The following is a 14,143-nucleotide window of genomic DNA, read 5'->3' as shown; positions in this document are numbered from 1 at the left end:
CTCGCGTCTTCGCCGACGATCGGTTCGATCACTCACTACTGGCGAGACTAGGCGGACATTCCGGGCATCGGGTAACAGAAGTTTCGGGTCGCTCCACAAACACCGTCGGTACCCCGGCCGGCGGACCGGCTCACCGGGGACGGCCCCGGCTGCCACGCCCCTGCCTGGCGCGGCGGACCCCTCACCCGCTCCGGCTGACCGGGGGCCCGCCGCTCCCGGAGCACCTGGCCTGGAGTGGCCGCGACCTTCGACCACGCGGGGAGCGGCGGCGAGGCGGCCCGGAGCGGTGCTCACCGTGGCCCCCGCCGCTCTGTCTCTCCTGGTCGCCCTCGTGGCGCTGATGTGTGTGGTCGGCCACGCGCAGCGGGACAGCTCCCCCGCCGGGCCGTCCGCCGTCGAGTTCACTCAGCTCTCCGCGTCCGTCGAAGCGCCCCACGGGACGGCCGCGCCGTGCGGCAAGAAGGTCCTCACCGCTCGGGCCACGCAGCGCCACGACGGCGCTCCCCGCTCGCCCGGCTGCTCTTCGCCGTCGGCTGCCCCGTGGGCAACAAACTCGTCCTCGTGCTGCTCGGCGCCTCGGGCGCCATGAGCTGCTGGGCTCCTCCGCAGCCCCTGCTGGCCGTCCTCTCCGTGGGCCTGCCGGCGGAAGCCGCGCTGCGCCGCCGGTCCTCCCAGACCGAGTGCGCGGTTCCGGCTTCCGCCTGACCCACGCCCGGTTCTGTTCCGCCGCCTCTTCGTACCGGCGCTCGGCCCCGGCACCACGGTCACCCTCACCGGGCGGGTGGGCCGGGGGCCCGCGTGCCGCGGACACAGGTCAGGCGGATTCGCGCAGGAGTTGTTCCAGGCTGCCGAGGAGGCGCAGGGCGTCCGCACGGCGGGACGGGGGAAGCGCTGCCGGAGGGTCGGGAGAGACCACCCGCAGGGCCGTGGCCGCCTGGCGTGCGAAGAGGGCCAGCAGGTCGAGTTCGGGGAGGCCGGAGCGGGCCTGGGGGGACGGGTCCAGGACCTCCAGGACCCCCAGCACCCGGCCGTCGCTGACCAGGGGGGCGGCCATCAGGGCGTCCGGCACGTACTCGGTGGACTCGGCGACCGAGCGGTCGAAGGAACGGCTGGCGGTGAGGTCGTCGACGACGACCGGTTCGCCCGAGGTGGCGACCCAGCCGGCGATGCCGCTGCCCGCCGGGAACCTGCGGCCGACCAGGAACTCCTCGCCCTCGCCGGAGACGGCCGCGAAGACGAGTTCGTCGCGTTCCTCGTCGAGGAGGAGGACGGAGCCCGCCGCCGCGCCGAAGATGGCGCGCGCCACCTCGACCACGGACTGGAGGAGTTCGCGGCGCCGGGCGTCACCGGCACCGCCGGGAAGCGGGACCGGTGCGGTGAAGGGTTCAGTTCTCGGAGTCATCGGATGCCTCTCCTGCCGGAAGGTGGTGCCGCGGCGCGAGCGTCACGTTGGCCGCGGACAGATAGAGGGCGCTCTTGAGCTGGAAGGGCGTCATCCTCGGACGGGCCGACAGGAGACGCGCGCTGAGACCGGTGATGTACGGGGTGGCGAAGCTGTTGCCGGTGGTGCGGATGGTGGCGCCGCCCAGCCAGGGCACGGTCACGTTCTGGCCGGGGGCGAAGAACTCGACCGGCGGGGACGGGTTGTAGAGGTGGACGGGGTCGTCCTCCTGGTGGCTGCCGACGGAGAGCACCGAGGCGAACCGCCAGGGGAAGCTCTCCACCGGTGTGTTGTGGGCGGAGGCGACGAGCACCGTCCGGGCGAAGTAGGCGCGGTCGGCCAGTTCGTGCAGGTGGTGGGCGAACCGCGTGCGGGTGGTGGAGAGGCTGAGGTTGATCAGGTCGAATCCCTGGTCGACGGCCCACCGCAACCCCGCGAGGAGCACGTCCCCGGTGCCGGAGAACCGCTCGCCGAGCACCCGGACACTGGTGATCTCGCACTCCGGCGCGGTGCGGCGGATGATGCCGGCGCAGGCGGTGCCGTGGCCGCAGGTGTCGCCGGTGGTGGTGGGAAGGACCTCCGCCTCGCCCGTGGCCCCGTCCTTGACGACCACCCAGGAGCCGGCGAGCGGCCCGACCAGCGGATGGTCCCGCTCCACGCCGGAGTCGACGACGCAGACCCGCACGCCGCGCCCGGCCCCCTCGGCGGGGCCGTCCGGCACGGCGGGGTCGGCGACGACGGGCAGGTCGTCGGGGCCCCGCCCGCGCAGGCTCCAGGTCAACGCGGTGCCGGGCGGTGCCCCGGTGGTGGTCGTCCCCATGGGTCAACTCGCCTTCTCGGTCGTGGTCGTACGGGCCTGGACGGCTACGAGGCCGACCGGCAGGGTGCGGGCGGCCCGTACCCCGGGCAGGTGGCCCTTGTCGCTGAAGTGCTCCTCGGCGCGGCGGGCCTCCGCACCGGCCCGGGCGGGAGCGCCGAGCGAGGCGAGGACGCGGGCGCGGTCGAGGGCGGCCGTCGCCCGCAGCAGGGGCGAGTCGGACAGCGCGGCGGTGGCCACGGCCTCGTCGGCGGCGGCCAGTGCCTCCTCGCCCCGTCCGTCGGCGGCGGCCAGCCGGGCCCGCAGCCCGGCGAGGTCGACGGTGTCGGCGCGGGCGAGCGCGTCGGCCCGGGTGGCCGGGAGGAGGCGCTCGGCCGCCTCGGGGACGCGTCCCTCGTCCAGCAGCAGCCGCCCGGCCTCCAGCGCGATGGCGACCCGCATCCCGCCCGCGCCCAGCCGTTCCGCCTCTGCGTCGGCGCCGGCGAGCAGCCCCAGGGCCTCGGCGCGCCGTCCGGCCAGGGCGGTGACGGTGGCCCGGAAGACCGGCAGGAAGACACCGGCCTCGGCGTAGGCCAGCTCGGCGGCGAGCCGGGCCGCCTCGCCGAGGGCGGCGTGTGCCTCGCCCGGCCGGTCGTCCAGGGCGAGGAGGACGGCGAGCGGACAGTTGAGGGTGACGCCGACGGTGGGCCGGCCACCGCCGTGAGCGGTGAGCAGGGCCCGGCAGCGGTGGATCGCGGCGGCGACGGGCTCGGGCCCGCGCCACAACGACACGCCGACGGCTCCCAGAGCCGCCGCCCGCTCGGGCTCCGCGCCCGCGGCGACCGCCTGGTCCAGGGCACGGACCAGTTCGCGGTCGGCCTCCTGGTGGCGTCCGGTGGACTGGCGCTGCTGTCCGAGGCGGAGGCGGGCGCGAGCCTGGCCGACCCGGTCACCGGCCGCCTCGAAGACGGGCAGCACGGCACGGGCGACCGAGGCGAGCGCGGCGCCGGGGTCCTGGACGGCGAGGGCGAGGCGGGCGTGGGCGGCCTCGACCGGGGCGGCTCCCTCCGTCACCACCCGGCGCAGCAGGGCGGCGCCCTCCTCGGTCCGGCCGAGCGCGACGCGTACCTCGCCGAGGCGGCGCAGGGCCGTGACCGCGCCGGGCGCGTCGGGCTCGGCCAGTTCGACGGAGCGGCCCAGCAGGCTGTCGGCCCAGGTGAGGTCGGAGCGGGCCACGGCCTGGGCACCGGCCCTGCCGAGTGCGGTGGCGGCCCGGGCGCGTAGCAGGGCGGTCCGGTCGTCGACGAGGCCGAGCGCGGCCCGGAGACGGCAGGCGCGTTCCAGGTGACCACCGACGGCGGCGTCCCCGGCCGCGGTGACGCTCGGCAGCCGGGATGCCTGTTCGTGGCGTTCCGCCTTGGCCCGCTTGGAGAGCGAGGCGTACGCCACCTCCTGTACCAGGCCGCCGGCGAAGCGGTACGGGCCACGGGGGCCGGTGCCGACCGGTTCGACCAGGCGGCGTCGCCGGAGGCGCTGGAGCACCGGCACGACGGTGGGCGGCTCTTCGCCGTCCGGCGGGGCCGTCGTGCCCGGGGCGGTGGCCGCGAGGCGGGCCAGTTCGACGGGGTCGAACTCCCGGCCGACGACGCAGGCGATGTCGAGGACGAAGCGTTCGGCCGGGTTGAGGGCGCCTATCCGGGCGCCGAGGAGGGCCTGGAGGGTCGGGGGCAGCTCGTCGCCGGGGAGCGCCGGTGTGTCGTCGGCGGGCAGCAGGAGTTGCTCCAGGTAGAGCGGGTTCCCCTCGGCCCGGTCGAGCAGCCGGGCGGCGACCGGAGCGTCCGGCGCCCCGGTCAGCTCGGCGGCGAGGCGGGCCGACTCCTCGCGGTCCAGCCCTTCCAGGCGGAGCGGAATCGCGGTGGCGGGCGGGGCGGCGCCGCCGGGGCGGCCGACGCAGACGATCAGTACCGGAGCCTCCCCGAGCCGGGAGTGGAGGAGTTCGACGGCGCGTACCAGGAGTGGCGGGGCCCAGTGCCAGTCGTCGAGCAACAGGACCGGGCGGCAGGTGCGGGCGGTGCGGGCGAGGACCGCGGCGAGGGCCGCGCACATCTCCTCCAGGGGGACGTTGGGCGTGCCGTCGTCGAGCAGTCCGGCGGCCAGGACGCCGAGGGCGGCATCGTCCTGGTGGCCGTCCGCGGACCGTGGTGCCTCCGCCAGGATCGTGCGCACCGCTTCGGCCAGGGGGGCGAGAGAGCCGTGGTCGCCGTAGTCGCGGCAGCGTCCGGCGCCGTGCACGGGGCGGCCGGAGCCGCTGACGCGGCTGCGCCACTCCCGTACCAGCCGGGTCTTGCCGGTGCCCGCCTCGCCCGCCAGGTGGAGCAGCCGGGCGCCGCGGCGGGCGGCCTCCGCCTCCTCGGCCAGACGGGCGAGTTCGGCGCGGCGTCCGACGAAGGCGACGTCGAAGCGGCGCAACAGTTCGGGGTCGTCGGCGCCGAGGGCGAGGAGCCGGTAGGCGGGGACGCGGTCGGCCTTGCCCTTGAGGGCGAGGGGGCCGGCCTCCTCGACGGAGACGGTGGGGCCGGCGGCGCTCAGCGTCTGCGGGCCGATCAGGATCTCCCCCGGTCCGGCGTTCTGCTCCAGCCGGGCGGCCACGTTGACCGTCTCGCCGGAGACCAGCGCCTGCCGGGCGGTGGCGTCCGAACCGGCCACCACCTGGCCGGTGTTGACGCCGATCCGGACACCGATGCGCAGGCCGAGGCTCTGCTCCAGTTCGGCGTTGAAGCGTTCCAGCGCCTCGCGGATACCGAGGGCGGCGGCGAGCGCCCGGCGGGCGTCGTCCTCGTGGACGTGCGGGACGCCGAAGACCGCCATGACGGCGTCGCCGATGAACTTCTCCGGTGTCCCGCCACGCGCCTCGATCTCCGCGCTCATCAGCCCGAACCAGCGCAGGGTGACGGTGCGCAGCGTCTCCGGGTCGAGGGCGCCGGAGAGCGCGGTGGAGCCGACCATGTCGCAGAAGAGCACGGTCACCGGCTTGCGCTTGTCCTCGGGCAGCGGCAGAACGGGGGCGGCGGCCGGCACGGGCCGTTCGGCGCCGGGGGCGGCGGGCGTCCCGCAGGCCGGGCAGAACCGGGCGTCCGTGGGGAGCCCCTGGTGGCACGCGGAGCAGGTCATCTCTCGGGGTCCTTCCTGGCAGGACGGTGTCGTGCGGGCGGCGTCGACGCGCCGGTCCCGGCCCACGGGTGCGGGCCGGGACCGACGGGTGTCAGAACAGGGCGCCGCCCGCGATCTCGCCGTGCGCCTGCACCTCCGGGCCGACGGCGTCGAGCCGTCCCTTGATGTCGAGCAGGACGGCGAGTTCCTCCGGCTCCAGGCCGGTCAGGACCTCGCGTTGCTCCTCGGTGAGCAGGTCGACCGCGAACCCTGCCTCGTGCAGCCGGGTCAGCAGATCGGGTCGCTGTGGTGGTGTCATCCGGGACCTCCCGTCGGTGTGGGCCGTCCGGTCTCCCGCAGCGGCACGTCGGCCGGTGCGCGGCGCCCGAGCCGGACGAAGATACGGGTGAGCGCGTCCACGGTGTGCAGGGCGCTGACAGCGAGGAGCGCCTCGTCCCGTCCGGTCAGCGGCAGGGAGTCGAGCAGGGCGTACACGTCGTCGACGTGGCCCGCGTCGAGTTGCGCGTGGGCCTGGACCGTACGGAAGGCGGCCTCGGGCAGGCGGGTGCGCCGGGCCAGCGCGGCGCCGAGCCCCGCGGCCGGCGCGTGTCCCTCCAGGACGGCGATGTAGCCGACGAGGGCCAGCGGGTGGTGGTGCTCGGCCCAGTAGTACTGGGCACCGGTGAGCGCGGCGACGTCGGGCGGGGGGACGGCCCCGGCCACGGCCTGCGTGTCCACCCCGGCGGCGGCCAGGTCCTCCAGCAGCCAGGCGTCGTGGCCGGTCTCCTCCAGGACGTGGGCCCGCAGGTACCGGGCGAGGGGGGCGGCGAGCGGGTCGGCGCCACGCGGTGCGGCCCGGTCCGCGACTTCGGCGGCCCGCTCCATCAACGGCACGGAGGCCCTGATCACCTGGTGCATCGTCACGAGGTAGGCCAGGTAGCGCTCCCGTGGACGGCCGGCCCGCCACAGGGCGGCGGTGGCGCCGTGCGGCCCCGCCTCGACCAGCGAGAGTTTGGCCCGCAGACGGCCCGAGGCCGAGCTGGTGTTCACCGGGGGGCCTCCTGTTCGCCGGGCTCGGGCCGCTCCACCCAGGCGGCGTACGCGGCACAGCCGTGGGCGCGGACCAGAGCGGTGGGGCCGTGGGCGCGCCGGGCCCGCCCGACGGTGAGGTCCAGGAGGGCGCCGGCCGCCCCGGACGCGGTCCGTTCGGCGGCGGCGACGGCACCGGGAAGCGCGGAGAGCCGACGGCAGGCGTCGCAGTAGGAGGCGGCCGGGGGCGCGTCCGGGGCGTGGCGTGCCCTGAGGTGGAGGGGGCCGACGGTGCGGACCGCCCGCAACAGGGGTGTATCGAGGACGCGGGCGCGGACCGTGCCCCAGCTGTCCTCGGCGATGTGGCCGAGGCGCAGGTGCGGCGGTACGGGACGGCGGTCGACGGTGTGCTGGTTGCAGCAGGCCAGCACGGTCCCGTCGAAGGCGACCACCGGCCAGGCGGCCATCGCGCAGGGCGCCGGGGCGGCCGCGCCGTCCACGCCGACGGCGCGTGCCGGACGGGCCCAGGTCGCGGCGCGGCCGAAGGCCCTGATCTCGTTGACCAGGACGGGCAGGGTGCCGCCGAACTCACGCTCCACGGCGGCGGTGGCCTCCGCCAGGTAGGGGTCGTCAGGTCCGGTGCCCGTCAGGTGGAGACTGACGCGCGTACCAGTCGCGCCCAGGGCGCGCAGGGCGGCGAAGACGGCCGCGCGGGGCACTTCGCGTTCGTGGTGGAGGTCCAGGCTGGCGGAGAAGTGGTCGACGGCGGCGGCGGCGCGCAGCACGGCCCTCGGTACGCTCCGGGCGCGGGCGAAGAACATGCCGCTGAGGACGGCGGTGCGCGTCCCCTTCTCCTTCGCCGAGAGGGCGAGTTCGCGCACCAGGCCGGGCATGAGCAGGGGCTCGCCGCCGGTCAGCATCATCACGTCCGGGCGGTCCCGGGGGGTGAACGAGGCGACGAAACGCCGCAGGTCGCCGGGGGCGGGCCGCTCGCCGGTGTCCGGGCCCGAGCCGGTGGAGCAGTGGGCGCAGCTCAGCGGGCAGCGGCGGGTGAGCGTGACGAGCACGCCGGCCGCCGGTTCGGGCCGCAGGCCGATGATCTCCGCGAGTCGCATACGTCGCTCCTTCCGCCGCCCGCGCGGCGGGCCAGGTCCGCACGGCGGGCCGCGCGGGCGTCACCCGTACCGCAGGAGCTTCGCGCGCCGGGGTTGGCGAACGGTCCGGAAGCGGTTGGCGAACGGTATGGGCCGAGGCCCGGGGCGCGAGGGGCCCGGGCCGGGGAAGCGTCCGGGCTCCCGGCGGGGCAGGGAAAGCCCCCGCTGGCTGGGGGTTAAGCGATGCCATACCGGCGGCGAGGCGTTAGCCGGGACGGGCTTCCTAACGTTCTGGTCATCGGCAGGCCGACGGCACGCCGAAGCCGGTGAGGCGCTTCCCGCTCGCCGGCGCATCCGACGCGACACCCCACGAGTGGACGGAGACCACCATGTCCGAGAAGACCAACCCCGAGACCCCCGAGACCGTCGAGTCCCCCGAGGTCGAGGCGCACAGCGCGTCGGTCCTGGACCTGCAGGGCACCACCTCGGTGGACCAGGAGCACATCGCCGACGGCAACTGCATCAGCGTCCTCAGCGTGGTCGAGAACCAGAAGTGACGTCCGGGCCGGGCGCCCGCCACCGCGTGGCGCCCGGCCGGATGGGGCGGCTCCGGACCCACGGAGACCGCCCCACCGGACGTCACGGCCCCTCCCCGGGCCCTTGCCGCGTTCCCTGTGAGCCCTTGCGCCCCCTCCTGACCTGACCCGACCCCACGGGAGCCGACCCATGCCCGAGCCCGAGCGCGCGGTCGCGCTGCGTGCCAACCGAGACTTCCGGCTGCTCTGGCTGAGCGGCCTCTTCGCCGTGATCGGCACCCAGATGACGGCGCTCGCCCTGCCGTTGCTCGTCCTGCGCGAGACCGGTTCGGCCGTGCAGGCGGGCGCCATCGGAACGGTCTCCATCGCCTCGCTGCTGGTGACGATGTTGCCGGGCGGCGTGGTCGCGGACCGGGTGGAGCGGCGCCGGCTGATGCGGCTCTGCGACCTCGGCAGCCTCACCGTGGTGACGGCGCTGGTCGTCGCGGTGTGGAACGGGCACGCCCCGCTCGCCCTGGTCCTGCTGGTCGCGGCGGCCGGAGCGGTGATCACCAGTCTTTACGGCCCCGCCGCGTTCGGGCTGATGCGCGCCGTCGTGCCGAAGGACCAGATGGGGACGGCGACGGCCCGGCTCCAGGCCCGCACCGCCACCGCCCGGCTGGTGGGCCCGCTGATCGGCGGGGCACTGTTCGGCGTCCATCCCGTGCTGCCGTTCCTCGCGGAGGCGGTCGGTCTGGCGCTGTCCACCCTGTGCGTCGCCCTGGTCCGCACCCGCTCACGCCCGGCGGCCCGCCCCGGGCGCGCCTTCAGCCGCCGCGAGCTGACGGCCGGTCTGGCCTTCCTCTGGCAGCTGCCCTACCTGCGGACGGTGCTGCTGGTCTTCGGTCTCGGGATGAACTTCGGCTTCGGGGCGATGAGCTTCACCGCCCTGTCCGTCTTCTCCGACAGCGGCCGGTCGGGAGTGGGCGGCGGCCTGGTCGTGGCCTGCACCTCGGCGGGCGCGCTTGCGGGGGCCCTGCTGGCGCCCCGGCTCCGGCCGGAGCGGCGTACCGCGCTGCTCGTCCCCGCCACCTGCTGGCTCTGCGTGGCGACGGCCGGCGCGCTGGCGGTGGTACGGGTGCCCCTGGTGGCCGGGTTGCTGGTGATGGCCTGCATGTTCCTCTCCACGGTCGCCAGCATCGGCTTCCTCTCGACGCTGCTGGTGGTGACCCCGGACGACCGGGTGGGCCGGGTGCAGAGTTCGGCCGGGTTCCTCTCCTCGCTGGTGCAGCCGTTCGGGCCGCTGGCGGGCGGCGCGCTGCTCGGCGCTCTCGGCCCGGCCGGTGCCTTCACCGCGATCGGCGCGGTGCTCGCGGTCTCGGCCGCCGTGGTGACCTTCGCCCCGTCGGCCCGCGCGGTCCCCGCGCACGAGGCGGCGGCCGGGGACCCCGAGGGCGCGCAGAGGCCCGGGAGACCGGACGCTCCCCCGGCCGCCGGAGGGAACGACCCGGGGACCGGCAGGGCGGACCCGGCGGCCGCCGCTCCCCCGCACTGACCCGACCCGCTCACCTCCCCGGCAGAAAGGCGGCGGACCGTGCCCGGCCTCCACCAGAACCAGCTCTACTCGCTCGCCGACCCGACGTACTACGAGACACCCGCGCGGCTCCCCGACGAGGGGTCCAGGTTCGCGCTGGACCGGCGGGCGGCGCTCCCCGGGTGGGACAAGGGACGCTCGGGTCTGTGGACCTGGCTGCGGCCCGAGGGGGCGCCGGTCACCGAGCAGGGGTGGAAGATCCACGTCTCCACGGTCCCCGAGGAGGCCGCCGCGACGCTGCGGGAGACCGTACGGATCTGCCTGCGCCACGGGGTACCCGTCAAATTCCTGCGCAGCCGCCAGGCGCTCGCGCTGATGTCGGACAAGTACATGGCGCGCGGCAGCAGCGGCAAGTTCATCACCGCCTACCCGCCGGACGAGCCCGCCTTTCTGCGGCTGGTGGCCGAGCTGTCGGCGGCGCTCGACGGCCGCCGCGGCCCCTACATCCTCAGCGACCTGCGGATCGGTGACGCTCCCGTCTACGTCCGGTACGGCTCCTTCACCGACCGCTGGTGCCGGGCGGCGGACGGCGGCACGGTCCCGGCGCTGCGCGCCCCGGACGGGCGGCTGGTCCCCGACGAGCGTGACGTGGTCTTCCGGGTGCCTCCGTGGGTGACCGTGCCGCCGGAGCTGGGCCCGCACCTGGCGGCCCGCGCGGCGGCCCGGGACGACAGCTTCCCGTACGTGGTCGAGCGCGCCCTCCAGTTCTCCAACGCGGGCGGCATCTACCTCGCCCGGCACCGCGGGACCGGCGAGCGGGTCGTCCTGCGCGAGGCCCGCCCGCACTGCGGCCTGGACTCGGCGGGCGACGACGCGGTCACCCGTCTGCACCGCGAACACCGGGCCCTGCGGCGGCTGGCCGGACTGGAGTGCGTGCCACGGGTGCACGGAGTGCGCACCGTCTGGGAGCACCATTTCCTGGTCGAGGAGCACATCGAGGGCCGCACGCTCTTCGAGGAGATCGTCGCCCGGTACGCCCTGGTCCGCGGGGAGCGCACCGACGCCGAACTCGCCGCCTACCGCGCCTGGGTGGACGAGGTGACAGACCGGCTGGCCGCGGCCCTGGCCGCCGTCCACGCCCGTGGCCTGCGCTTCGGCGACCTGCACCCCGCCAACATCGTGCTGCGCCCCGACGGCCGCCTGGTCCTCATCGACTTCGAGTACGCGGTGGAACTGGACGACCCGAGCCCGTTCGCGGGCGCCTTCGGCATGCAGGCTCCGGCGGGCACCGCCGGCGCGGAGGCCGACGCGTACGCCCTGTGGTCGACCTGGCTGCACATGCTGATGCCGCTCACGGAGATGGCTGGACACGACCGTCGCAAGGCCCTGGTCCTGGAGCGCTGGGCCCGCGACCGCTACCGGCTCGGCCCGGACGCGGGACCCCCGCGCCCGGCGGCGCTCGCCTCGGCCGCCGGCCGGACCGACCCGGTGGCACGGCTCCTGACGGGTACGCAGCCGGACTGGGGACGACTGCGCACCATGCTGGCGGCCGGGATCCACGCCGCCGCCACGCCCGAGCGCCTCGACCGGCTCTTCCCGGGCGGGCCCGACGGGTTCGCCAGCGGCGGCGTGTGCGCGGCGCACGGCGCGGCCGGGGTGCTGCACGCCCTGCGGCACGCCGGCGCCGAGGTGCCCCCCGAGTGGGTGCGCTGGCTCGCCGAGGCATCCCTGCGCCGCCCGCCGGAGCGCGCGGGCGGGCTCCTCGACGGCCTGCCCGGTGCGGCGGCGGTCCTCGCGGCGCTCGGGGAGGGCGACGCGGCGGTGGAGCTGCTGGAGCGGGCCTCGGCCGGGCCCCCGCCGACGGGCGCGGACCTCGCCACGGGCCGCGCGGGACGGGCCCTGGCGGCACTGCGGGTCACGCGGGCGGCCGGGGGGCCCGGCGCCTGCCCGCCGCCCGAGGTCTTCCGCACCGCGAGCGACCTGGCGCGACTGGCGCGGGGCGAGACCGTGCCGGGGCTGAGCGCGCCGCCTTCCGCCGGCCTGCTGCGCGGCCTCTCCGGCGCCGCCCTGCTCCACCTGGAGCTGTACGAACTGACGGGTGAACGCCACCTGCTGGACTCCGCGCGGGACATCCTGCACCGGGAGGCCGCGCACTGCGTACGGATGCCGGGCGGTTCGGTCCAGGTCAAGGACGGCCGCCGCCACCTGCTCTACCTGGACCAGGGCAGCGGCGGCTTCGCCCTGGTGGCCCGCGCCTACCTGGACCACCGTGAGGACCCCCTGCTGTCGGGCCTGCTGCCCGGTGTACGCCAGGGGTGCGTCCTGGAGTTCGTCCGCGAGCCGGGCCTGTTCACCGGCCGCGCCGGACTGACGGCGACGGCACACGCGCTGGACACGGCGCCCGCCGACGGCCCGGCCCGTACCGCACCGGCACCCGACGTCCTGGCGTCCGTACGCAACCTGACCTGGCACCTCGTCCAGAGAGACGACCGTCTCCTGGTCCCCGGCGCGGGTCTGCGCCGCTTCTCCGCCGACCTGGCGACCGGTTCGGCGGGGCTCCTGCTCGCCCTGCACACCCTGGCCGCCCCTCCCGGCCCCCCGCCCTCGCCCAGGGGGCCGAGGGCGCTCCTGTCCCTGCTCACCCTGGGGTGACGGGCTCACCCCGGCACACCCACCCGTCGCCCGGTCCGCCCCTCGGCGTTCTCACGGGCGAAAAGCCAGGTCAGGCGCGGCACTTCGTAGTGTGCGGCGTGAGCGGTGACCTCGCCGCCGGAGGCGGTGACGGCGCCACTGCCGATCAGGGACTCCACGGTGCGCACGGCCTCCCGCACCGGACTGTCCAGGGCGGCCGCCGCCTCGGCGAGGGTGAACGGGCCCTCCGGTCCGCCGGAGGCCAGCCGGGCGAGGGCCCTGGCCTGGGCCGCCGGGAGGTCGCGCCAGGCCACGGCGAGCCGGTCGCGCACCAGGACGTCCCCGGCGGAGAGTTCGTCGAGTGCGCAGGCGGGGTCGGCCAGCCGGTCCGCGTACTCCGCGAGCGGCAGGTGGCGCAGGACGGCGAGGCGCATCCCGGCGACCCGCACGCCGAGCGGGAGCAGCCCGCAGCCGTGCACGACGCGCAGGGCGGCGGCGCGGTCGGCGGCGACGCGGGCCGCGCCGACGAACCGGGCCAGCAGGTCGAGGGCCTCCGCCGGGTCCATCGGCGGCACGTCCACCCGGCCGACCGGCGCGAGACCGCCGAGCAGGCCCCGGGCGGTGACCACCACGCCCGACCGGCCGTCCGCCGGCAGCAGCCCCCGCACGGCGTCCTCGCCGGGGGCGTCGTCCAGCACCACCAGGGCACGGTGCCGTACCAGCCAGCGACGCCAGGCCTGCGGGGTCGCGGGGACCCCGGTGAGGCCGGCCAGGCGGTCCAGGACGGTGGTGGCCGGGCGGGCGGCGCCGGTGCTGTCGCGGAGCCGGACGAGGAGGCAGCCGTCGGGGTAGCGGTCGGCGAGCAGCCGGGCGGCCCGTACGGCGAGGGCCGTCTTGCCGCTGCCCGCCGGACCGGTGAGCAGCACGGTGCCGCCCTCCCCGCCGGGCCGGTCGAGCGCGTCGATGAGTTCACGGAGCTGGCCGCCACGCCCGGTGAACGCGGTCGGGTCCGGGGGCAGTTCGGCGGCAGTGGTGGGCCGGGCGGTGGGGTGGGTCCGGGCGGCGGAGAGGACTTCCCGGTAGCGGTCGGCCATGGCGCCGCCCGGCTCCAGGCCGAGTTCCCGGGCGAGTTCCTGCCGGTACTCGTCGTAGACGGCCAGCGCCTCGGACCGGCGCCCCGACTGGTGCAGGGCGGTCATCCACGCCGCGTGCAGACGTTCGCGGAGCGGATGCCGCTCGGCCAGCTCGCGCAGCTCCTCCACGACGGCCGGGCCGCGGCCGAGGGCCAGTTCGCACTCGGCCCACTCCTCGTGGACGGACAGGCACCGGCGCTCCAGGCGTTCACCCTCGGCCGCGAGGGCGGGAGACCGCCGCAGGTCGTGCAGAGGTGTGCCCTGCCACAGGCCCGCCGCTTCACGCAGCAGGCCGACGGCGGAGGCGGGTTCGAGCCCGGCGGCGGACCGGGCGAGCCGCCTCATCCGCAGGGCGTCCACCTCGTCGTCCTCGACGCGCAGCGCGTAGCCGCCGCAGTCGTGGACGAGGAGGTCCGGGGAGGCGGTGCGGCCGTCGCCGAGCAGGGTGCGCAGGCTGCTGACGTAGACCTGGAGGTTCTTGCGGGCGGTGCGTGGCGGGTCGTCGGGCCAGACGGCGTCGGTGAGCGCGTCGGTGCCGACGGGGGTGTTGGGTCTGCTGAGCAACAGGCCGAGGACGAGACGCTGTTTGAGCGGCCCGAGGGAGAGCGGCACTCCCCCGCGGTGGGCGGCGAGGGGCCCGAGGACGGTGAAGTGCGGTCGGGACGGGTGCGCGCTGGTGCGGGGCGCAGGGGTCACGGGCGGGCCTCCCAGCTCCGTTGTCCGGGCACGGTGGTCACGCGTGCCCAACGGCGATGCTGCCCGGCGGGCCCGGGTACGGCATCGGGGCGTTCCCCCTACCTTTCCGCCGGGCCCCCGCCCG

10 protein-coding genes and 1 pseudogene are annotated in these 14,143 nt (G+C 76.5%); 4 read left to right on the top strand and 7 right to left on the bottom strand.

What is annotated here, in order from left to right; genetic code table 11:
- Positions 1-522: 522 nt before the first annotated feature.
- Positions 523-705: pseudogene (locus OIM89_RS29490) on the top strand (hypothetical protein); the annotation flags it as partial.
- A 109-nt stretch (positions 706-814) separates the two neighbouring features.
- Here the strand turns inward: OIM89_RS29490 and OIM89_RS29485 are convergent.
- The 6 genes from OIM89_RS29485 to OIM89_RS29460 all read right to left on the bottom strand — a co-directional run bounded on the left by OIM89_RS29485 (position 815) and on the right by OIM89_RS29460 (position 7,531).
- Positions 815-1,402: a GAF domain-containing protein gene (locus OIM89_RS29485; protein WP_030696850.1), complete on the bottom strand. Its 588-nt coding sequence runs from the start codon at positions 1,400-1,402 to the stop codon at positions 815-817.
- Complete coding sequence (locus OIM89_RS29480) at positions 1,386-2,261, bottom strand: S8 family peptidase (RefSeq protein WP_030696849.1); 876 nt, start codon at positions 2,259-2,261, stop codon at positions 1,386-1,388. Before OIM89_RS29480 ends, OIM89_RS29485 begins: the two co-directional genes overlap by 17 nt.
- A 3-nt stretch (positions 2,262-2,264) precedes the next feature.
- On the bottom strand, positions 2,265-5,408 hold the full coding sequence (locus tag OIM89_RS29475; RefSeq protein ID WP_264491753.1) for an adenylate/guanylate cyclase domain-containing protein: 3,144 nt from the start codon (positions 5,406-5,408) through the stop codon (positions 2,265-2,267).
- Between the two features lie 91 nt (positions 5,409-5,499).
- On the bottom strand, positions 5,500-5,706 hold the full coding sequence (locus OIM89_RS29470; protein WP_030696847.1) for an aroma-sacti cluster domain-containing protein: 207 nt from the start codon (positions 5,704-5,706) through the stop codon (positions 5,500-5,502).
- Positions 5,703-6,437 carry an iron-containing redox enzyme family protein gene (locus OIM89_RS29465; protein ID WP_175457289.1) on the bottom strand — a complete coding sequence of 245 codons (735 nt, stop codon included), beginning with the start codon at positions 6,435-6,437 and terminating at the stop codon, positions 5,703-5,705. Before OIM89_RS29465 ends, OIM89_RS29470 begins: the two co-directional genes overlap by 4 nt.
- Positions 6,434-7,531, bottom strand: coding sequence for a radical SAM protein (locus OIM89_RS29460; RefSeq protein WP_030696845.1), 1,098 nt, complete (start codon positions 7,529-7,531; stop codon positions 6,434-6,436). Before OIM89_RS29460 ends, OIM89_RS29465 begins: the two co-directional genes overlap by 4 nt.
- Positions 7,532-7,899: 368 nt before the next feature.
- Here OIM89_RS29460 and OIM89_RS29455 point away from each other — a divergent pair, with 368 nt between their 5' ends.
- From OIM89_RS29455 to lanKC, 3 genes are all read left to right on the top strand, one after another.
- On the top strand, positions 7,900-8,067 hold the full coding sequence (locus OIM89_RS29455) for a hypothetical protein (protein WP_162911630.1): 168 nt from the start codon (positions 7,900-7,902) through the stop codon (positions 8,065-8,067).
- Positions 8,068-8,236: 169 nt separating this feature from the next.
- Positions 8,237-9,580: an MFS transporter gene (locus OIM89_RS29450; RefSeq protein WP_030696844.1), complete on the top strand. Its 1,344-nt coding sequence runs from the start codon at positions 8,237-8,239 to the stop codon at positions 9,578-9,580.
- A gap of 39 nt (positions 9,581-9,619) precedes the next feature.
- Positions 9,620-12,211 (top strand): class III lanthionine synthetase LanKC, encoded by a 2,592-nt coding sequence (lanKC, locus tag OIM89_RS29445; RefSeq protein WP_226964891.1) that lies wholly within the window; start codon positions 9,620-9,622, stop codon positions 12,209-12,211.
- Between the two features lie 5 nt (positions 12,212-12,216).
- Here lanKC and OIM89_RS29440 read toward each other — a convergent pair whose 3' ends face one another.
- Positions 12,217-14,019, bottom strand: coding sequence for a BTAD domain-containing putative transcriptional regulator (locus OIM89_RS29440; protein ID WP_217466772.1), 1,803 nt, complete (start codon positions 14,017-14,019; stop codon positions 12,217-12,219).
- Positions 14,020-14,143 lie beyond the last annotated feature (124 nt).

The sequence above is a fragment of the Streptomyces sp. BI87 genome (genome assembly GCF_025957665.1).
In the GTDB taxonomy this organism is placed as follows: Bacteria; Actinomycetota; Actinomycetes; order Streptomycetales; family Streptomycetaceae; genus Streptomyces; species Streptomyces albidoflavus.
Note: the sequence above shows the minus strand (reverse complement) of the source record. Positions and strands in the feature narration are given on the sequence as shown.

Coding starts and splice junctions, on each gene's coding strand:
- OIM89_RS29470 (WP_030696847.1), bottom strand. CDS start 5,706: ATGACACCACCACAGCGACCCGATCTGCTGACCCGGCTGCACGAGGCA.
- OIM89_RS29460 (WP_030696845.1), bottom strand. CDS start 7,531: ATGCGACTCGCGGAGATCATCGGCCTGCGGCCCGAACCGGCGGCCGGC.
- OIM89_RS29455 (WP_162911630.1), top strand. CDS start 7,900: ATGTCCGAGAAGACCAACCCCGAGACCCCCGAGACCGTCGAGTCCCCC.
- OIM89_RS29480 (WP_030696849.1), bottom strand. CDS start 2,261: ATGGGGACGACCACCACCGGGGCACCGCCCGGCACCGCGTTGACCTGG.
- OIM89_RS29475 (WP_264491753.1), bottom strand. CDS start 5,408: ATGACCTGCTCCGCGTGCCACCAGGGGCTCCCCACGGACGCCCGGTTC.
- OIM89_RS29485 (WP_030696850.1), bottom strand. CDS start 1,402: ATGACTCCGAGAACTGAACCCTTCACCGCACCGGTCCCGCTTCCCGGC.
- OIM89_RS29450 (WP_030696844.1), top strand. CDS start 8,237: ATGCCCGAGCCCGAGCGCGCGGTCGCGCTGCGTGCCAACCGAGACTTC.